Origin of the sequence: Aggregatibacter segnis ATCC 33393, assembly GCF_900476035.1 — a bacterium.
Classification (GTDB): Bacteria; Pseudomonadota; Gammaproteobacteria; order Enterobacterales; family Pasteurellaceae; genus Aggregatibacter; species Aggregatibacter segnis.
Window position 1 is genome coordinate 392,213 of the sequence record NZ_LS483443.1, and the last position, 18,786, is coordinate 410,998.

At 42.8% G+C, this 18,786-nt stretch carries 17 protein-coding genes, 4 tRNA genes and 3 pseudogenes; 4 read left to right on the forward strand and 20 right to left on the reverse strand.

Translation table 11 applies throughout. The annotated features are described in order from the left end of the window. Positions 1–135: 135 nt before the first annotated feature. The 5 genes from tuf to DQN58_RS01975 all read right to left on the reverse strand — a co-directional run bounded on the left by tuf (position 136) and on the right by DQN58_RS01975 (position 1,794). Positions 136–1,320, reverse strand: coding sequence for an elongation factor Tu (gene tuf / locus DQN58_RS01955; protein ID WP_109092123.1), 1,185 nt, complete (start codon positions 1,318–1,320; stop codon positions 136–138). Positions 1,321–1,413: 93 nt separating this feature from the next. Further along, positions 1,414–1,489, reverse strand: a tRNA-Thr gene (locus tag DQN58_RS01960). A gap of 3 nt (positions 1,490–1,492) precedes the next feature. Further along, positions 1,493–1,567: transfer RNA gene (locus tag DQN58_RS01965), tRNA-Gly, on the reverse strand. A gap of 37 nt (positions 1,568–1,604) precedes the next feature. Further along, positions 1,605–1,689 (reverse strand) — tRNA-Tyr (locus tag DQN58_RS01970). Positions 1,690–1,718: 29 nt separating this feature from the next. Then, positions 1,719–1,794 (reverse strand) — tRNA-Thr (locus DQN58_RS01975). 241 nt (positions 1,795–2,035) lie between these two features. On the opposite strand from DQN58_RS01975, the gene coaA reads away from it, so the two are divergent. Beyond that, positions 2,036–2,965 (forward strand): type I pantothenate kinase, encoded by a 930-nt coding sequence (coaA, locus tag DQN58_RS01980; protein ID WP_006719810.1) that lies wholly within the window; start codon positions 2,036–2,038, stop codon positions 2,963–2,965. A 54-nt stretch (positions 2,966–3,019) separates the two neighbouring features. Here coaA and gyrB read toward each other — a convergent pair whose 3' ends face one another. From gyrB to cyaY, 3 genes are all read right to left on the reverse strand, one after another. After that, on the reverse strand, positions 3,020–5,440 hold the full coding sequence (gyrB, locus tag DQN58_RS01985; protein WP_006719812.1) for a DNA topoisomerase (ATP-hydrolyzing) subunit B: 2,421 nt from the start codon (positions 5,438–5,440) through the stop codon (positions 3,020–3,022). A 96-nt stretch (positions 5,441–5,536) separates the two neighbouring features. Continuing rightward, positions 5,537–7,426, reverse strand: a complete 1,890-nt coding sequence (gene recQ / locus DQN58_RS01990) for a DNA helicase RecQ (RefSeq protein ID WP_006719813.1) — start codon at positions 7,424–7,426, stop codon at positions 5,537–5,539. After that, complete coding sequence (gene cyaY / locus DQN58_RS01995; protein WP_006719815.1) at positions 7,426–7,734, reverse strand: iron donor protein CyaY; 309 nt, start codon at positions 7,732–7,734, stop codon at positions 7,426–7,428. The genes recQ and cyaY overlap by 1 nt, the downstream gene beginning before the upstream one ends. A gap of 121 nt (positions 7,735–7,855) precedes the next feature. Here cyaY and lptM point away from each other — a divergent pair, with 121 nt between their 5' ends. Together lptM and lysA are read left to right on the forward strand one after the other, a co-directional pair. Beyond that, positions 7,856–7,975 (forward strand): LPS translocon maturation chaperone LptM, encoded by a 120-nt coding sequence (gene lptM / locus DQN58_RS09955; RefSeq protein WP_006719816.1) that lies wholly within the window; start codon positions 7,856–7,858, stop codon positions 7,973–7,975. Between the two features lie 18 nt (positions 7,976–7,993). After that, a complete protein-coding gene (gene lysA / locus DQN58_RS02005; protein ID WP_006719818.1) occupies positions 7,994–9,244 on the forward strand; it encodes a diaminopimelate decarboxylase in 1,251 nt (416 codons plus the stop codon). 71 nt (positions 9,245–9,315) lie between these two features. Here the strand turns inward: lysA and DQN58_RS02010 are convergent, their stop codons facing one another. The 4 genes from DQN58_RS02010 to DQN58_RS02025 all read right to left on the reverse strand — a co-directional run bounded on the left by DQN58_RS02010 (position 9,316) and on the right by DQN58_RS02025 (position 13,429). Continuing rightward, entirely contained in the window at positions 9,316–9,705 is a 390-nt protein-coding gene (locus tag DQN58_RS02010) for a RidA family protein (protein ID WP_006719820.1), read from the reverse strand. Positions 9,706–9,780: 75 nt separating this feature from the next. Further along, positions 9,781–10,239 carry a recombination regulator RecX gene (gene recX / locus DQN58_RS02015; protein WP_006719822.1) on the reverse strand — a complete coding sequence of 153 codons (459 nt, stop codon included), beginning with the start codon at positions 10,237–10,239 and terminating at the stop codon, positions 9,781–9,783. Positions 10,240–10,320: 81 nt separating this feature from the next. Next, positions 10,321–11,373 (reverse strand): recombinase RecA, encoded by a 1,053-nt coding sequence (recA, locus tag DQN58_RS02020; RefSeq protein WP_006719824.1) that lies wholly within the window; start codon positions 11,371–11,373, stop codon positions 10,321–10,323. A gap of 130 nt (positions 11,374–11,503) precedes the next feature. Then, positions 11,504–13,429: an ABC transporter ATP-binding protein gene (locus DQN58_RS02025; RefSeq protein ID WP_006719826.1), complete on the reverse strand. Its 1,926-nt coding sequence runs from the start codon at positions 13,427–13,429 to the stop codon at positions 11,504–11,506. A 78-nt stretch (positions 13,430–13,507) separates the two neighbouring features. Between DQN58_RS02025 and DQN58_RS02030 the strand changes: the two genes are divergently transcribed. Then, complete coding sequence (locus DQN58_RS02030) at positions 13,508–14,125, forward strand: MarC family protein (protein ID WP_006719828.1); 618 nt, start codon at positions 13,508–13,510, stop codon at positions 14,123–14,125. Between the two features lie 51 nt (positions 14,126–14,176). Here DQN58_RS02030 and DQN58_RS02035 read toward each other — a convergent pair. The 8 genes and pseudogenes from DQN58_RS02035 to DQN58_RS02075 all read right to left on the reverse strand — a co-directional run. After that, positions 14,177–14,590, reverse strand: a pseudogene (locus tag DQN58_RS02035) (transposase); the annotation flags it as partial. Between the two features lie 228 nt (positions 14,591–14,818). Then, a pseudogene (locus tag DQN58_RS02045) lies at positions 14,819–15,189 on the reverse strand (transposase). A gap of 87 nt (positions 15,190–15,276) precedes the next feature. Continuing rightward, positions 15,277–16,164, reverse strand: coding sequence for a DUF4189 domain-containing protein (locus tag DQN58_RS02050; RefSeq protein ID WP_032998220.1), 888 nt, complete (start codon positions 16,162–16,164; stop codon positions 15,277–15,279). 117 nt (positions 16,165–16,281) lie between these two features. Then, positions 16,282–16,356 (reverse strand): annotated as a pseudogene (locus DQN58_RS09985) (YbaK/prolyl-tRNA synthetase associated domain-containing protein); the annotation flags it as partial. Positions 16,357–16,429: 73 nt separating this feature from the next. Beyond that, positions 16,430–17,197 carry a type 2 periplasmic-binding domain-containing protein gene (locus tag DQN58_RS02060; RefSeq protein ID WP_006719839.1) on the reverse strand — a complete coding sequence of 256 codons (768 nt, stop codon included), beginning with the start codon at positions 17,195–17,197 and terminating at the stop codon, positions 16,430–16,432. Positions 17,198–17,217: 20 nt separating this feature from the next. Continuing rightward, on the reverse strand, positions 17,218–17,652 hold the full coding sequence (locus DQN58_RS02065) for a DUF4189 domain-containing protein (protein ID WP_006719841.1): 435 nt from the start codon (positions 17,650–17,652) through the stop codon (positions 17,218–17,220). Positions 17,653–17,705: 53 nt separating this feature from the next. Next, the gene (locus tag DQN58_RS02070) at positions 17,706–18,245 is read right to left on the reverse strand and encodes a DUF4189 domain-containing protein (RefSeq protein WP_006719843.1); all 540 of its coding nucleotides are present in this window, start codon (positions 18,243–18,245) and stop codon (positions 17,706–17,708) included. A gap of 88 nt (positions 18,246–18,333) precedes the next feature. After that, positions 18,334–18,774 carry a DUF6636 domain-containing protein gene (locus DQN58_RS02075; RefSeq protein WP_006719845.1) on the reverse strand — a complete coding sequence of 147 codons (441 nt, stop codon included), beginning with the start codon at positions 18,772–18,774 and terminating at the stop codon, positions 18,334–18,336. Positions 18,775–18,786: the final 12 nt, after the last annotated feature.

Here is an 18,786-nt window from a genome sequence, read left to right on the forward strand (position 1 = left end):
AAAAAAATGACCGCACTTTATTTCATTAAAGTGCGGTCATTTTTTATTGTGTTTTCACCAGATTCGTTTTATCAACATGATGAAAACAAAAAGGCGTACCATTCGATACGCCTTTCTAATTAGGTTTATTATCAATTATTTGATAATTTTAGCTACCACACCAGCACCTACTGTACGGCCACCTTCACGGATAGCGAAACGTAAACCTTGGTCCATCGCGATTGGGTGGATTAAGGATACGGTCATTTTGATGTTATCGCCAGGCATAACCATTTCCACGCCTTCCGGTAACTCGATAGTACCGGTTACGTCAGTTGTACGGAAATAGAATTGTGGACGGTAACCTTTGAAGAATGGAGTATGACGACCACCTTCTTCTTTAGATAATACGTACACTTCAGATTCGAAGTCAGTGTGTGGAGTGATTGAACCCGGTTTCGCTAATACTTGACCACGTTCGATTTCTTCACGTTTAGTACCACGTAATAATGCACCGATGTTTTCACCTGCACGACCTTCGTCAAGTAATTTACGGAACATTTCAACACCGGTTACGGTTGTTTTCGCAGTTGGTTTGATACCAACGATTTCAACTTCATCACCGGTACGGATGATACCACGCTCTACACGACCTGTTACTACAGTACCACGACCAGAGATTGAGAACACGTCTTCAATTGGAAGAAGGAACGGTTGGTCGATTGCACGCTCAGGTTCAGGAATGTAAGTATCTAATGCTTGAGCTAATTCAAGGATTTTTTCTTCCCATTCTGCTACGCCGTTTAACGCTTGTAATGCAGAACCACGAATGATTGGAGTATCATCACCTGGGAAGTCATATTGAGAAAGAAGTTCACGAACTTCCATTTCAACTAATTCTAATAACTCTTCGTCATCTACCATGTCGCATTTGTTTAAGAATACGATGATGTAAGGAACACCTACTTGGCGACCTAATAAGATGTGCTCACGAGTTTGTGGCATAGGACCATCAGTTGCTGCTACTACTAAGATAGCACCATCCATTTGTGCCGCACCGGTAATCATGTTTTTAACATAGTCGGCGTGTCCCGGACAGTCAACGTGTGCGTAGTGACGTGTTGGTGTGTCGTATTCAACGTGGGATGTGTTGATGGTGATACCACGCGCTTTTTCTTCCGGCGCGTTATCGATTTGGTCGAATGCACGAGCTGCACCACCGTAGTGTTTTGCTAATACGGTTGTGATAGCTGCAGTTAAAGTGGTTTTACCATGGTCAACGTGGCCGATTGTACCCACGTTAACGTGCGGTTTTGTACGTTCAAATTTTTCTTTAGACATTGAGAGTCCCTCTAAACAAACACGGTTATCGATGGTTCAATTTACCAGACTAACCAAAGTATTAAAATTTGTAATGGAGAGATTATTAAGAAGTGGTGCTGATAGGCAGATTCGAACTGCCGACCTCACCCTTACCAAGGGTGCGCTCTACCAACTGAGCTATATCAGCGCTTGGAGCGGGCAGCGGGAATCGAACCCGCGTCATTAGCTTGGAAGGCTAAGGTAATAGCCATTATACGATGCCCGCCGTTCTTAATTCATCTGTCCCATCGGTCGCTTAGAAATGGTGGAGGGAGAAGGATTCGAACCTTCGAAGGCTGAGCCGGCAGATTTACAGTCTGCTCCCTTTGGCCGCTCGGGAATCCCTCCACTCTAAGTTGGAACTTGAATACGAGAAATGGTGCCGACTATCGGAATCGAACTGATGACCTACTGATTACAAGTCAGTTGCTCTACCTACTGAGCTAAGTCGGCGTCGTAAACAAGTGAGGCGTATTATAGGGATTTTTTTATGCCTGACAAGTTTTTTTTTAGTAAATAAAGTTTTTTTTGGTTATTCGTTTAATTATCAAGCAAAAACCCTCTAACGTCGGTGAATTTAGCTGATTATGCAAAAATTTTACTGCTCAATCTCTTATTTATAAGGTATATTTTGCAACCTATCATTGGCTAAAAAAGAGTAATTCAGCACGTGGACTTTTCGGTTTCTCCTTCTATGTCGGAACAACTTACGCCATTTTTATCATTTGATCGGCAACGTTGGGCGGAATTGCGTAAATCAGTACCGTTAACATTAACCGAACAGGATCTCAAACCTCTGCTTGGAATAAATGAAGAGCTTTCCATTGACGAAGTTCGTACTATCTATTTACCGTTAGTCCGTTTGATTAACTACTATATAGATGAAAATATTCGTCGCCAAAATGTGTTGCGCCGTTTTCTTGGAGAGAAAAGCACAAACGTGCCCTACATTATTAGTATTGCTGGCAGTGTAGCAGTAGGAAAAAGTACTTCTGCCCGGATTCTGCAATCGCTCTTAAGCCATTGGCCAAAACAACGTAAAGTCGATTTGATTACGACAGATGGCTTCCTACACCCGTTAGCATATCTTCAGGAACACAATTTATTGCATAAAAAAGGCTTTCCAATTTCTTACAATACGCCACAACTGATTCGTTTTTTAGCAGATATAAAATCCGGTAAGCCAAATGTTACTGCGCCAATTTATTCTCATCTAACCTATGACATTATTCCTGATCAATTTAATGTCATCGATCAACCTGACATTCTAATTTTAGAAGGGTTAAACGTCTTACAACCTAACAGAAATCAAGCCAATGAGCTGTTTGTTTCTGATTTTGTCGATTTCTCTATTTATGTTGATGCGGAAGAAGACTTATTAAAAGAATGGTATATTCACCGCTTTCTGAAATTCCGCCAAAGTGCTTTTACCGATCCGAACTCATATTTCAAACATTATGCCAATCTCTCTGAACAAGAAGCAGTTACCACGGCGGGAAAAATTTGGGATGAAATTAACGGATTGAACCTGAAAGAAAATATTCTACCTACGCGAGAACGTGCCGATTTAATTCTAAAGAAAGGCGCAAACCATGAAGTCGAATTGGTCACCTTAAGAAAATAACAAAAAAAGCACCGCACTTTTTATTCAAAGTGCGGTGCTTTTTTTAAGTGAATGTTAAATATCCAGATTTGCTCTTAATGCGTTACTTTCAATGAATTCGCGACGAGGCTCTACTTCATCCCCCATTAAGGTGGTGAATAACTGATCTGCAGCCACCGCATCTTTGATAGACACTTTCAACATACGGCGAGTGTTTGGATCCATTGTTGTTTCCCAAAGCTGTTCCGGGTTCATTTCACCTAACCCTTTATAGCGTTGAATCATCAAACCACGGCGAGATTCTTTCATTAACCATTCAATCGCTTGCTCAAAAGAAGTTACTGCAACTTTACGTTCACCACGCATAACATAAGCATTTTCTTCTAATAAGCCGACCAATTTTTCACCCAATGCAATTAAACGCGCATATTCATTACCGGTTACAAACTGGAAGTTTAAGAAATAATCCGTATCAATCCCGTGCGTTCTTACCGTTAATACCACTTCATACAAGTTTCGTTCAGCATTGAATTGCAAACGATAGCTATAATGTCTGCCGTCAGTTTCTTTTCCATTTAAAGAAGCAACCAAAGAATCAGCCCAAGAATTGACCGCACTTTCCTGTTGCATTAACGCTGTGGTCAACGCCGGTTGATAAATCAATTCTTTCAACACGCTTTCCGGATAATAACGACTCAAGCGGGTCGTCATTTTTTGTACTGCAAGATATTCGGAAGCGAGATTTTGTAACGCCACACCCTGCATACCCGGCGCATTCTCATTCACATAAAGCGCCGCATTTTCCAATGCAATCGCCAATTCAAATTCCGCCATGGCTTCATCGTCTTTAATGTATTGCTCTTGTTTGCCTTTTTTCACTTTATAAAGCGGTGGTTGGGCAATATACACATAACCGCGTTCAATCAGTTCCGGCATTTGACGATAGAAGAAGGTCAATAACAACGTACGAATGTGCGAGCCGTCTACGTCCGCATCGGTCATGATAATAATGCTGTGATAACGCAATTTATCCGGGTTATATTCGTCACGACCGATACCGCAACCTAGCGCCGTAATCAATGTCCCCACTTCCGCAGAAGATAACATTTTGTCAAAGCGGGCTTTTTCCACATTCAGGATTTTCCCTTTTAACGGCAAAATTGCTTGGTTTTTACGATTACGCCCTTGTTTTGCCGAACCGCCCGCAGAGTCACCCTCTACGATATAAAGTTCGGATAATGCCGGATCACGCTCCTGACAATCCGCTAATTTACCCGGCAAGCCACCCAAGTCTAGTGCGCCTTTACGACGAGTCATTTCGCGCGCTTTACGTGCCGCTTCACGGGCACGTGCCGCATCAATAATTTTGGTCACGATGATTTTTACATCGTTTGGATTTTCCAACAAATAGGTTTGCAAATACTCGTTCATCAAAGATTCCACCGAACTTTTTACTTCGGAGGAAACCAATTTGTCTTTGGTTTGAGAAGAGAATTTCGGATCCGGTACTTTCACGGAAATCACAGCTACCAAGCCTTCACGAGCATCATCACCGGAAGTCGCCACTTTGGATTTCTTGGTGTAGCCTTCGTTTTCCATGTAGTTATTCAACGTACGGGTCATCGCCCCGCGGAAACCTGCCAAGTGCGTACCACCATCGCGTTGTGGAATGTTGTTGGTAAAGCAGTAAATGTTTTCTGCATAACCATCGTTCCATTGCAACGCAATTTCCACGCCAATGCCGTCTTTTTCTGCAGAGAAATAGAACGGTTTCGGGTGGATTGGCGTTTTACCACGATTGATATATTCCACGAACGCTTGAATACCACCTTCGTAGTGGAAATGGTCTTGTTTGTCGGTACGTTCGTCAATTAAACGAATAGAAACGCCGGAGTTTAAGAAAGATAACTCTCTTAAACGCTTGGCTAAAATATCGTATTCAAATTCAATATTAGTGAAGATAGTCGGGCTTGGCCAGAAACGCACGGTGGTACCGGTTTGGGTGGTTTCGCCGATAACGGCTAGAGGTGCTTGTGGATCGCCGAGGCTGTAAAATTGCTCATGCACCTTGCCTTGACGGCGAATGGTGAGCTGTAACTTGTCGGACAACGCGTTTACCACGGATACCCCCACACCGTGCAAACCGCCGGAGACTTTATAGGAGTTATCGTCAAATTTACCGCCCGCATGCAAAACCGTCATGATCACTTCTGCGGCAGAAACACCTTCTTCCGGGTGAATATCTACCGGAATACCGCGCCCGTCATCCTGTACGGAAACAGAATTATCGGAATGAATAGTCACCACGATGTCATCACAATACCCAGCCAAGGCTTCGTCAATAGCGTTATCCACGACCTCGAAAACCATATGGTGTAAACCTGTTCCATCGTCTGTGTCACCGATATACATACCGGGACGTTTACGCACCGCATCAAGCCCTTTCAGCACTTTAATACTGTTTGCACCATAAGTTTCTGGAGTAGTTGTTGACATAATTCTTCTCTGTGTAATTCGTAAAAAATTGGGCGGGATTATAGCAAAATTTTGCGCAATTAGCTAAACATAACTGCACTTAAACGGTACTTAGACTTATTCGGTTGCGCGGGCATTTTTATGTTCGCGGATTAAAGACAGAAACGCTTGTCCGAAACGCTCCAATTTAATCGTACCGACACCGTTAATTTGCAACATTTCAATATTGCTGACCGGTTGGTATTGCGCCATTTCTTGCAAAGTCGCATCGTTAAACACGATATATGGCGGAATATTTTCCTTATCGGCAATTTGCTTACGCAGGAAGCGCAAACGTGCAAATAAATCTTTGTCGTAAGAACCGACCGCACTTTTGTGCATCATGGCCGTAGTGACGATAGACGATAGACGTGGCGTTGCCAATTCCAACGGCATCTCTCCCCGCAAAATCGGCTTGGCGTTTTCTGTGAGCTGTAACGTATTGCCATATTCACCGATCATTTGACGCACCAAGCCCAAATGAATGAGTTGACGCAACACGGACTGCCAGTATTCCGTGCTGTGTTCTTTGCCGATGCCATACACACTCAGTTGGTCGTGCTGCTGGTCACGAATTTTCTGGTTATTCATGCCACGCAAGACGGCAATGACATAATGGGCGCCATAAGATTGACCGGTGCGATAAATTGCCGACATGATTTTTTGCGCGTCCAACAACCCATCGTATTTTTTCGGCGGATCAAGACAAATATCGCAATTTTGACAGGCGGTTTGACGATGTTCGCCAAAATAATTCAATAAGACCAAACGGCGACAGGTTTGGCTCTCGGCAAATTCACCGATGGCTTGCAATTTATGCTGTTCGATTTGGCGTTGTGGCGTTTCCGGCTTTTCCATGAGCATTTTGTTCAACCACACATAATCCGCCGGATCGTAAAACAACACCGCCTCAGCCGGCAAATCGTCACGCCCTGCACGGCCGGTTTCTTGATAGTAGGATTCAATGCTACGCGGCAAATCAAAATGTGCCACAAAGCGCACGTTGGATTTATTAATCCCCATACCGAAGGCGATCGTCGCCACCACCACTTGAATGTTATCCCGCTGAAAATCCCGTTGTACCTTTTCCCGCAAGCTATTTTCCATGCCAGCATGATACGCTGCCGCCCGCACGCCTTTGTTACACAACGTTTCCGCAATGCGCTCCACTTTGTTGCGGCTGTTGCAATAAACAATGCCACTTTTTCCTTTTTGTGCCACAACGAAACGACACAGCTGCTCCATCGGCTTAAATTTTTCTACCAAGGTGTAACGAATATTCGGACGATCGAAACTGCCCACATGAAAGTGCGGTCGATTTAGCCGGAGATTTTGCAGAATATCTTGTTGCGTTGTGGGATCTGCCGTGGCTGTCAAAGCCATAATCGGCACATTCGGGAAACTGCCTTTTAAGCCACCGAGTTGGGTATATTCAGGGCGAAAATCGTGTCCCCATTGGGAAATGCAGTGCGCCTCATCAATGGCGATAAAGCTCACCTGACATAAGGAAATAAATTGGAAAAAACTGTTGGTCATGACTTTTTCCGGGGACAAATACAACAATTTTAACTGCCCGGAAATCGCCCTATTTTGCACCTGTTGTTGCTCTTCAAAGGTTTGCGAGGAGTTTAAATAATCCGCTTCTACGCCACTGGCGCGTAGCTGATCCACTTGGTCTTTCATTAGTGAAATCAATGGCGACACCACCAAAGTCATCCCGTCAAAACACAACGCAGGAATTTGATAGCACAAGGATTTTCCCGTACCCGTCGCCATAATGACCAAGCAGTCTTGCCCATTTAGCGCCGCCTGGATAATTTCCTCTTGCCCTTTGCGAAACGCTTGATAGCCGAACACCGAATGCAACACATTCTTTGCCGTCGCATAAAGTGCGGTGGATTTTGCCGACGATTTATCGAGAAAATCCACCGCACTTTTCATGGGTTCGGATGAGGTCAGGTGATTCATTAACCGAGCTGCACCTGCTCACCATGTTTAGCAAGCGCTTCGGTTAGAGCTTGCCAGAAGTCTAAGCCGTCGTTGCTGACCCAACGTCCATTTTTATAGGCAAAATGGAAACCGCCATTGTGGCTCGCCAACCATAATTCTAACAACGGTTCTTGTTTGTTGATCACAATTTGGCTGCGATCACCAAGCGTAATCGTGAACACGGAACCTTGGCGTTCACAATCGGCATCACAATCTTGCGCTTCCAGTTGCTCTTCAATTTCATCCCAAATTTGCTCGATTTTCTGATGAAACTCAACGATATTCATAAAATCACTCCAATAAATGACAGTAGGGCGGAAATTATAAAGATTTTCTGTGCGTTGTGATAGCACAAAGCCGGATTTAGTGGTAAAAAGAACAGTCAAATTTGAGCACAAGGAACAACCAATGAAAAAACTGATTTCCGTATTTTTACTCGTGACATTGTGTGCGCTAAGTACCGGCTGTGGCGTTAAAGGTCCATTATATTTTCCTGAACAAGACAGCGCTCAGAAAACAACCAAATAACTTTTTATAGGCGACCTTATGGACTTTTTCCAATATAAAAATAATCAACTCATGGCAGAAAATTTGCCGGTCAAACAATTGGCCGAACAATTTGGTACGCCGTTGTATGTTTACTCCCGCGCCACCCTTGAACGCCATTGGCACGCGTTTAATAACGCGTTTGGCGAGCATCCGCATTTGGTGTGTTTTGCCGTAAAATCGAACCCGAATATTGCGATTTTAAACATAATGGCGAAATTAGGTTCAGGCTTTGACATTGTGTCCCAAGGGGAATTGGAGCGCGTCCTTGCCGCCGGCGGTGACGCGGCTAAAGTGGTCTTTTCCGGCGTTGCAAAATCCCGCCAAGAAATCGCCCGCGCCTTAGAAGTCAATATTCGTTGTTTCAACGTGGAGTCGGAAGCAGAATTATTGCGCATTAACCAAATCGCCGGTGAAATGGGCAAAATTGCCCCGATTTCATTGCGCGTAAATCCGGATGTGGACGCCCACACGCACCCTTACATTTCCACAGGGTTAAAAGAAAATAAATTCGGCGTGAGCGTAGAACAAGCTCGAGAAGTCTATAAATTAGCCGCCACCTTACCGAATATTAAAATCGTCGGCATGGATTGCCACATCGGCTCACAACTCACGGAATTACAACCCTTTTTAGATGCGGTAGATCGCTTAATTGTGCTCATGGAACAATTAAATCAAGATGGTATTCATTTAAAACACTTAGACTTAGGCGGCGGCTTAGGCGTGACTTACACGGACGAAACACCGCCACATCCGACAGAATATGCCAAAGCGTTGTGGGAAAAATTGAGTGCCTTTAGCGAACTGGAAATCATCGTCGAACCCGGACGCGCCATTACTGCAAACGCTGGGATTTTGGTAACCAAAGTAGAGTATTTAAAATCCAACGAAAGTCGCAATTTTGCCATTGCGGATGCGGGTATGAACGACATGATTCGCCCGGCACTTTATCAAGCCTACATGAACATTCTCGAAATCGACCGTACTTTAGCGCGTGAAGAAAAAATCTATGATGTGGTCGGCCCAATTTGCGAAACCTCCGATTTTCTCGGCAAACAACGCAAACTTGCCATTGCGGAAGGGGATTATTTAGCCCAACGATCTGCCGGTGCCTATGGCGCAAGCATGTCTTCCAACTATAACTCTCGCCCAAGAACAGCGGAAGTGATGGTGGATGGAGATAAAGCGTATCTTATTCGTCGCCGCGAGGCTTTAAACGAATTGTGGCAATTAGAAAGCTTATTGCCGTAACGCAAGGTGAAACATAAAAAATCCCGCAAACTCACTTGCGGGATTTTTTATAAACACATCGGTGAACAAAACTACGCTCTTACCGCAATGGCCTCAATTTCTAAGCCAACATCTTTCGGCAGGCGGGCCACTTCCACACAAGAACGTGCAGGGAAACTCAGATGATGATTTTCTTTGAAGAAACGCTCATATTCGCCATTGACTGCGGCAAAATCATTTAAATCTTTCACGAATACCGTTGTTTTCACAATATCAGCAACAGTGAGTCCGGCTTGTTCAATGATCGCTTTCACATTTTCCAAAGACTGACGAGCTTGTGCCACAATGTCTTTCGGCACTTCACCGGTTGCCGGATTGACCGGAATTTGTCCGGACGTCAGCACTAAATTGCCTAAATCAACGGCTTGTACATAAGGCCCAATCGCGGCTGGCGCCTTCTCTGTATGAACTACTTTCGTCATTTTTTCTCCTAACTGATGATTTTGTGGAACGCTATTCTACGTTGAAATCGATAACATGTCAGTTACCATACAACACTAATCAAACTCGCTCGGGTCAGAACCCACATAATCCGCAAAATCCTCTTGATGAAACCCATGTGACAGCATGTATTGCCAAATTTTTTGGCGCATTTTCGGCGGTTGCTTTTCCTTATAATCAGGAAACTTTTTGCGTAACACATTTAACGCCAATGCCGACCAATCAATATCGCATTCACGGACAACCGCTTCAATGGTTGCGCTTTCAATCCCTTTTAATTGACGCAATTCTTGTTTGATTCGATTGATGCCATAGCCTCGTTGAGAACGACTGTTCAAATAACTTTCAGTAAAACGCTGATCACTTTGCCAATTTTTTTGCTGGCAATAGGCAATGGCTTGGTCAATTTCTTCCTCGGAAAAGGCTTTTTCCTGCATTTTGCAACGCAGTTCAAATTCGCTGTATTCACGGTGAGAAAGTAAATTCATCACATAATTAAGGGCAAGGGAGGACATATTGTGTCACTTGTTATTATGGTTAAAAACAGATAGAAAAAGTGCGGTCATTTTTAACCGCACTTTTAGACATCACCCATCTTATTCGAAGTCAGCTTCACCGGCTTCGTCTTCAACATCGGCGGTAATGGCTGTTTCCGGATGCGCTAACAATTCATCACGCAAGGTGCTTTCAATTAATTTCGCTTGCTCCGGATTCTCTTTTAACCATTTCATTGCATTGGTTTTACCTTGACCGATTTTCTCGTTTTCATAGGCATACCATGCACCGGCTTTGCTGATGAGCTTGTGTTTTACGCCAAGATCAATCAATTCGCTTTCTTTAGAAATGCCTTCACCGTACAGAATTTGGAAATCCACTTGACGGAATGGCGGTGCCACTTTGTTTTTCACCACTTTCACGCGGGTTTCGTTACCAATCACTTCATCGCCTTCTTTGATTGACCCGACACGACGAATATCTAAACGCACAGAGGCATAGAATTTAAGCGCATTACCACCGGTAGTGGTTTCCGGGTTACCAAACATCACACCGATCTTCATACGGATTTGGTTTATGAAAATCACTAAACAGTTGGCATTTTTAATTTGTCCGGTTAATTTACGCAACGCTTGAGACATAAGACGCGCTTGCAAGCCCACATGAGAATCGCCCATGTCGCCTTCAATTTCCGCTTTCGGCGTTAAGGCTGCAACGGAGTCAACAATAATCACATCCACCGCGCCGGAACGTACTAAGGCATCACAGATTTCTAACGCTTGCTCACCGTTGTCCGGTTGAGAAACCAACAACTCTTTCACATCCACGCCCAGTTTAGAGGCATAAATTGGGTCTAAGGCATGTTCTGCATCGATAAAGGCACAGGTTTTACCCGCTTTTTGCGCTTCGGCGATAACAGAAAGCGTCAAGGTGGTTTTACCGGAAGATTCCGGGCCAAAAATTTCAACGATACGTCCCATTGGCAAACCGCCGATCCCTAACGCTAAGTCAAGACCAAAGGAACCGGTGGAAATCGCTTCAATATCCAATTTTTGGCTATCGCCTAATTTCATGATAGCGCCTTTACCAAATTGTTTTTCGATTTGACCTAACGCGGCTTCGAGCGCTTTTTGTTTTTCTTCTTGAGTTGCCATTTTTTACCTCGGGAAAATCATTATCAAAATTCGCGCTTATAATAACTGTATCAATATACAGTATCAAGTGAAATTTTGATCTTTTTAAAATTTATGTGATGTCGCTTCCAAAACAAGATTATTTTGCCGTTTATTCTGCTTGAGACATGATGTCTTCTATGCTTTCTTGGAGTGCCAACCAGTCAACTTCTACCTCTTCTAGCTGCTTTTTCACCTGCACCTGCTCGGCTAAAAGTGCGGTTAATTTTGCTTTCATTTCTGCGTCGTACAAACTCGGATCCGCCAAATCTGTTTCAATCTGCTGTAACTTAGCCCCCAATTTTTCCATTTGATTTTCCAGCTGCGTTGCTTGTTTACGTAATGGCGCAAGTTGTTGGCGAAGTTCCGCTTCTTTACGTTTTTGCTCTTTACGGTTGGCAGCAGAATTTTCATTTTCACTGGGCTCATTTTGTGCTTTTATCGCCGTTGGCTGCGCGTTTTGCTCGTTTAGCCACTTCTGATAATCTGCCAAATCCCCTTTAAATTCTTCCACTTGCTTGTCATGCACCAAATAGAATTCATCCACGGTATTCCGCAACAAATGGCGATCGTGCGATACCAACACCAAAGAACCTTGATAATCCACCAACGCTTCGGTCAACGCCTGACGCATATCTAAATCCAGGTGGTTAGTCGGTTCATCCAGCAACAGTAAGTTCGGGCGTTGCCACACAATAAGCGCCAACACCAAACGCGCTTTTTCACCACCGGAAAAAGACGCCACCGGCTGATTCACTTTGTCGCCGTGAAAAGCAAAGCCACCTAAATAATCGCGCAGTTGTTGTTCTGTTTGTTGAGGCGCAATTTTTTGTAAATGCCACAAGGCGCTTTCATCCGCGCGTAACGTATCCAATTGATGTTGTGCGAAATAGCCTAACTGCACGCCTTTCGCCAATTGAATCGTGCCACCGGTCGGTGCGATTTCACCCGCCAATAATTTAATTAAGGTGGATTTCCCTGCACCATTTTTACCGAGCAGCCCGATACGTGAACCGGGCACCAAATTCAGTTTAATTTTACTTAAAATTTCCACCGCACTTTCACCCGAACCATAACCGGCAGAAGCGTTTTCCATCATTAATAAAGGACTTGGCAGGGAAAGCGGTTCACGAAATTCAAAATGAAACGGATTATCCACATACGCCGGTGCAATTTTTTCCATGCGTTCCAATGCCTTAATACGGCTTTGCGCCTGTTTAGCCTTGGTGGCTTTGGCTTTGAAACGGTCAATATAACGCTGTAAGTGATCAATTTTCAGTTGTTGCTGGCGATACATGGCATTTTGTTGTGCTAATTTCGTTGCCCGTTGCAATTCAAAGGAAGAATAATCGCCCGTGTATTCATTGAGTTTTTGTTGTTCAATATGCAAAATCTTGCCGACAATCGGATCTAAAAAGTCGCGATCGTGCGAGATCAAAATCAATGTTCCCGGATATTGTTTTAACCAACGCTCCAACCAAATCACCGCGTCCAAATCCAAGTGGTTGGTGGGTTCGTCAAGCAATAATAAATCAGATCGACAAATCAAGGCTTGGGCCAAATTCAACCGCATCCGCCAACCACCGGAAAATGCCTTCACCGGCTGTTCCAATTCCGCCTGAGAAAAGCCCAAACCGTGCAACAATTCGCCGGCGCGTGCTTCAATCGTCCAAGCATCAATGGCATCAAGTTGATTATGCAACGTGGCAATCGCATTACCGTCGTTGTCCGCGTTCGCTTGTTGCAACGCCCGTTGCAGACGGCTGTATTCACGGTCGCCCTGAATCACATAATCAATGGCGCGGCAATCCAGTGCGGGCGTTTCTTGATTCACCCACGCCAACGCCCAGGTTGACGGGAAAGACACCTCGCCACCTTCGGCGCTCATTTCATTTTTAAGCAACGCAAATAAGGAGGATTTGCCACAACCGTTTTTGCCGACTAAGCCAACTTTTTGTCCAGGATTAATGGTAGCGTTCGCGTTTTCGAGGAGCGTAGTCAAGCCCCGTTTTAGGGTTAAATTTGTGAAAAAAAGCATTGGTTTATAATGAATTTAATATAAGATATTGATTTGTAAAAAGACGCGTTATTTTCCACTTTTTTCTCGGAGTTGCCAATGTTTGATTCTCTCGTCGTTCAATTCGTGGTGCTGTGGGCGGTCATCGATCCGATCGGTTCTATTCCCGTTTATTTAACCAAAACAGTGGGCCTTTCAGTGGAAGATCGCCGCAAAATCGCCTTAAAAGCAGTCATGATTTCCGCCGGTATTTTAATTTTCTTCCTCATCGCCGGACAAGCCTTGTTAGAAGCTATGCAAATTCCCCTCACCGCCTTCCAAATTGCCGGTGGTTTGGTGTTATTGCTGTTCGCTTTGACTATGATTTTCGGCGAAGGCAAACCGGAACAAGAAATCAGACTCTCATCCAATCTGAACGAACTGGCGGTCTATCCGTTAGCCGTGCCGTCTATTGCCTCACCCGGCGCCATGATGGCCATTGTATTACTCACAGACAACCATCGTTTCAGCCTGTTCGATCAAACCATGACAACGTTAATCATGCTTTCTGTGTTGTTGATTACCTATCTTTTATTCCTCGCCGCCAACCGTATTCAACGCTGGATTGGTAACACCGGCGCAGCAGTGATTAGTCGAGTCATGGGATTAATTTTAGCCGCCGTTGCCATTAATAATATGTTGGTAGGGATTCGCGATTTCTTTACGCAAATGAGTTAATCGATTTATTTTCTACAAAGTGATTTGCCCCCAAAAAGTTGGACAGGTTAGTTAACTTAAATATTGAGCTCGGTATTGCACTGGGCTTAATCCTTTTAAATCAAGTTTAATTCGTTCTTGATTGTAATACACCAAATATTCTTCAATTTCAGCCTGTAATTCAGCGATTGAATGATAGCTCCGTGAATAAAAACACTCTGATTTTAGTATCGCAAAAAAACTTTTAATCACCGCATTGTCGTAGCGATTTCCTCGGCGGCTCATACTTTGAACCGCTTTACCTTCCAACATCTTTACCCATTCCGCCGAGCCATACAATACGCCTTGGTCGCTATGAATAATCGGGCATTCTGTCGGTTTAAGCCGACTAAGCCCTTGTTCTAGCATACCTTTCACCAATGAAAACTTCGGGCATGTTGCAAAGTTATAGGCAATAATTTCTCGGTTAGCCAAGTCCATCAACGGTGAAAAATAAAGCTTTTCTTGCCCAACATGAAATTCCGTTACATCCGTTACCCATTTGGCGTAATTTAAATGTCACGGGGCGATAACCATCTCGTTTTCTGTTCTTTTTGTACAGCGATAAGATAGTCTCTTTTACCTCGTGATAATTTCGCTTAATCTCTTTATAGTAAAAGCTTGAACGAGGCATTTTAGCCACATAAAGTAAATCATTTAATGCGTGGTCCGGCTTCAATCTTTCAATGATTTTTCTTTTTTCTGTCGTTGTTTTTGACGGTCGAGCTTCTCCAACTCCTTTAGGTAAGCAATCTCCGCACGAGCCAAGGCGAGCTCTCGTTGTAACTTTTTAAACGCTTTAGGTGAAAAGTCTGTAGTTTCCGGGATTTCAATGTCTTTCTTTTTCATCTTTGGCTTCGCTATTTTCGGTGTTTGAAGGGTTGTATGAGGTGATTGCCATCAAGCCCTCTTTCCCGAAACGCTTTTAGCCAATAGATGACGGCAGAATGGGGAATGTTATGAAGTTTAGCCACCTCACGGATACCATAATCCTGTTCGGTGACGAGTTTGATAATTTTCAAACGAAATTGATAAGGGTAGGACATAATCTGCACCTCAAATTAGGTGTCCAGGTTTTGGGGTGCAGATCAAAAGTGCGGTCAGATTTGACCGCACTTTGAAAATATTATTTACTATTTAAGTACATTACCATCTAATGCTACGTTAAATGCTTTTCCGCCTTTAATGCCTGGTATGATGACTTGAGGACTATCAAAGTTACAAGTTTTATCTCTAAGCATATCACACGGTAGGGCGCAAAGCGAAGGGGCTGGGCTAGGCTTACAAGATGAGCCCCCTTTCGCTTGGCAATTTTCAACCGCCATTTCTTTAGCGTGCTCAGGAATAATACTATTTCCGAAGTAATCTCTCATACCTCTACTATCTCGACCACTAGCTAACCCTAAACACATATTACTTATACCAATCACTAATTGGCAGTCTTTGCCACCATACTCTTGACATTGTTTTAGTGAATCTTGTTTGGCTTGCTCAAGAGTACTATAAGCTGCATCAGAAGCCCACATCATTTGATTTATTTCTGGAGTGCGAACAATTGCAGCCCATAATCTAGGTTTAATTTTGCGTTTTTTTAGTTCTTCTGGTGTAGCAATTTTTACTGCTTCTTGATACTCACCACAACCAAATTCTTTTTCAATGTCTCCAAACCCTGTGGCATCTCTAATAGATGTGATTTTATGGCTTGCATCCGTAAATACATAAGTCCATGTATGACCACCAGTATATACTTTTTCTGTTGTTAGAAAGATTGTTCTAGAGTTTCTGCCAACTTCATAGGTTTGTAAATCATAAAGAGCAAGTCGATAAGCGTGAATATAACTTCTTTCATTGTCTTTAAAGCATTGATAAGATTCATCTGGCAAACGTTTTCGAGCAAAAAACTCATAGTCTTCTTTACCATGCCAGTATAAAGTGTCTAATGGGTTATACATTGTTGAGCAACTTGTTAAAAAGAGTGTGAACGCAACTAGACAAACTAGCTTAATCTTATGAGATAACATGAGATATATTTCCTTATTAAAAGATAAAGATACGTGATAATAATATAGTAATTTGCTCAGGTTATCAGATTTTATTGTAAGTATAAAGCGAGGACGCTTGCGCCATCGTGGGGGGGGGTGTTCAACTACGCGATAGCGAGCTTGATGTTTATCTAAAAGTGCGGTCAATTTTTCAAATGTTTTTACAGACATGGCTGTTTCCTTAAAGGGGGGATCCTTTAATAAGAATTCGAGCCCCCTTTTTTATGTGAGTACAGGAATAGATCTATTTTTTAGTCTTTTTCTCTTTTACAAAGTGTTTGCCATCAAAACGATAATAAATGCGTTCTGAGGTCATTTTTCCGTTACCACATGTATCTTCAAATTGATGTACTAACGGGAAGCTAAAGCGGTTATTTTTCAAGTCGTAATCAAAATAGGCATTCGATTCTGGTAAATCATTATTCGTATATGAGATATACGATACACCAATATTAGAAGTTGGTTCTTTACCTTGAATCAGATTGGCTTCTTCTAAACCTTTTTCCGTAATTTGATAAAATTTCGCTGCGATTGCATGATGACATTGACTGTAGATGTCAGCAGTTTCTACAAAATAGTAAGGTTTTCCATTCAATTTAGGGGCTGTTAGGCTGGTTATATCAGAATCAGAGTCTAACTCATTAAATTCCGTTTTCCAAGTGCCGTTAGGTAACTGATAACGCCAAATGCTGCCATATTCGTGCATTGTCCCGCCAGATTGCCAATCCCAAGTCAGAATCTGAAGCTTATTGTCTTTTGACGTGAGCACACCAACCCCCGCTTTAGGTGCTTTTTCCCAAGCGCAGAATTTGCCTTCTAAATTTTCAATTTTGGCTAGTGCGTCTTTAAAACGTTTTTCTGAAGACTGGTATTTTTCTTCATTGTTTTCGTTATAGTTGCCGTAGGTTTTCATCTCTGAATAACTTGCGGCTAATTCGGTATCAATGATTTCACATTGGTTAGCATAAGCAGCAGAAGAAAAGAGACACAGGCAAAGTAAGATTTTTTTCATAGAGCGTTCCTTTTTTAAGATTATCTTTCGCAAGCAGAGAAGGTGATTGTGCAATTCGCTGAATTCGTTTTACAGGCTGCCAAGGCTTCTTGTTCAACTTCTTCTCGCTTCATTCCGAAATTGCCAACTGCGGCATATTTTTCAGGGGAGTCTCCCGTTGCAAGAGCAACACAAGCATGATTAGCTTCTGTCACAATTTGACAATATTGTTTATTTGTATCCGTTGAAGCAAGCTCACAATCCTTTAGTGCTTTATTTTGAGCAGGCTTTATCATATTTCCCTCGCCATAACCAAAAGCACCATTTTTTGGATTATAAGCAATTACACTCCACCAATTAGGAAATTCTAGAATTGGCGGTCGTGGTGGATACGAGATTTGATCTTCGATTGAAGGTGTTGTTGCAAAAGCTGAAACGGATAAAGCACATAAAGCCAATGTAAGTAATTTTTTCATAATAATCCTTTTGTTAGGGCGTATCTGATACGCTCCATATTGATTTTAAGCGTTTATTGATACATAAAGTATGGATAATTCGCATCTAATTGACGGATTTCAATTTGGCAGTTTTTAGCTTTGCTTGCTTGGCAATTTAATAATGCTTCCTTTTCAACTACGCCGCAAATCCCAGAATTTGAAAAGAAGTAAGCCCAATTCCCTTTTTTATCTTTTGAAGATGCCATAGCAAGACAGCCATTTAATTGTGTTGCCGCTCCTTCGCATTCTCCTCGTTCTGCTTTTTCACAGTGCAATCTTGCATCCATGATAGCCGTAGATTCGCCTAAAAAGCCGCTTGACCATCCCCAATCTCCAGTGGCTTTATTGATGGCAATGGCAGCATAGTAGTCAGAACGTGGTGGTTCTGCTGGCACATTCGAATAACCACTAGAATATCCACTTTGAGGTGGAGCTGAATTATATAGGATCATTTTTCCGTCAGGACCAATAATTCGACACGTTCCAGTTGCTGGATCAAATTGCCCGCCACAGCTATTGGCATAGGGGGATCCAATAAGTATCATCAATGGGATTAACCAATATTTTTTCATTTTTATTCCTTGTAAAAAGTGAGAAAAATTTGACCGCTCTTGTGGTAAGGCAATTAACGTATTGTGTATTTTTCAAATACGCTACAAACTAAAATAATTTTTGTTTTGCTTGGCTAATTTTAAAACCGTGTTTTTCTTGGTTTGAGCAAGTAACTGAATCACCAGACGCAGTACATTGCCAACCTTTGCCTTTAATTGTTTCGCCGTCTTTTAAGATCTGAGAGTCTGGTACAGCGGGGGTATCACTGGCACAAACAAGTGAGGCTTTTCCTGTAGCGCCAACAGAAAATAGCTCGCCCCATTCTAATTCACAATCTTTCGGACGCGGCAAAATCGGTTTTCCTTTGATTTTAGTAACACATTCAACTTTGGGGTTTAGGTCAGGAATATCGCCAGAGCAATAAATAGTATCATTAGCAGTGCGGAAACTGATAAAAGAGTCTGAGTTTGATGCTGTTTCTATTTGCGGGGTTAAGGCAAAGCTAGAAGCAGAGAAAGTACATAAAGCGAATAAAAATAACTTTTTCATGATGAATCCTTA

Bases quoted from the DNA above. Each gene is read 5' to 3' on its own strand.
- tuf (WP_109092123.1), bottom strand. From the start codon at position 1,320: ATGTCTAAAGAAAAATTTGAACGTACAAAACCGCACGTTAACGTGGGT.
- coaA (WP_006719810.1), top strand. From the start codon at position 2,036: ATGTCGGAACAACTTACGCCATTTTTATCATTTGATCGGCAACGTTGG.
- gyrB (WP_006719812.1), bottom strand. From the start codon at position 5,440: ATGTCAACAACTACTCCAGAAACTTATGGTGCAAACAGTATTAAAGTG.
- recQ (WP_006719813.1), bottom strand. From the start codon at position 7,426: ATGAATCACCTGACCTCATCCGAACCCATGAAAAGTGCGGTGGATTTT.
- cyaY (WP_006719815.1), bottom strand. From the start codon at position 7,734: ATGAATATCGTTGAGTTTCATCAGAAAATCGAGCAAATTTGGGATGAA.
- lptM (WP_006719816.1), top strand. From the start codon at position 7,856: ATGAAAAAACTGATTTCCGTATTTTTACTCGTGACATTGTGTGCGCTA.
- lysA (WP_006719818.1), top strand. From the start codon at position 7,994: ATGGACTTTTTCCAATATAAAAATAATCAACTCATGGCAGAAAATTTG.
- DQN58_RS02010 (WP_006719820.1), bottom strand. From the start codon at position 9,705: ATGACGAAAGTAGTTCATACAGAGAAGGCGCCAGCCGCGATTGGGCCT.
- recX (WP_006719822.1), bottom strand. From the start codon at position 10,239: ATGTCCTCCCTTGCCCTTAATTATGTGATGAATTTACTTTCTCACCGT.
- recA (WP_006719824.1), bottom strand. From the start codon at position 11,373: ATGGCAACTCAAGAAGAAAAACAAAAAGCGCTCGAAGCCGCGTTAGGT.
- DQN58_RS02025 (WP_006719826.1), bottom strand. From the start codon at position 13,429: ATGCTTTTTTTCACAAATTTAACCCTAAAACGGGGCTTGACTACGCTC.
- DQN58_RS02030 (WP_006719828.1), top strand. From the start codon at position 13,508: ATGTTTGATTCTCTCGTCGTTCAATTCGTGGTGCTGTGGGCGGTCATC.
- DQN58_RS02050 (WP_032998220.1), bottom strand. From the start codon at position 16,164: ATGTTATCTCATAAGATTAAGCTAGTTTGTCTAGTTGCGTTCACACTC.
- DQN58_RS02060 (WP_006719839.1), bottom strand. From the start codon at position 17,197: ATGAAAAAAATCTTACTTTGCCTGTGTCTCTTTTCTTCTGCTGCTTAT.
- DQN58_RS02065 (WP_006719841.1), bottom strand. From the start codon at position 17,652: ATGAAAAAATTACTTACATTGGCTTTATGTGCTTTATCCGTTTCAGCT.
- DQN58_RS02070 (WP_006719843.1), bottom strand. From the start codon at position 18,245: ATGAAAAAATATTGGTTAATCCCATTGATGATACTTATTGGATCCCCC.
- DQN58_RS02075 (WP_006719845.1), bottom strand. From the start codon at position 18,774: ATGAAAAAGTTATTTTTATTCGCTTTATGTACTTTCTCTGCTTCTAGC.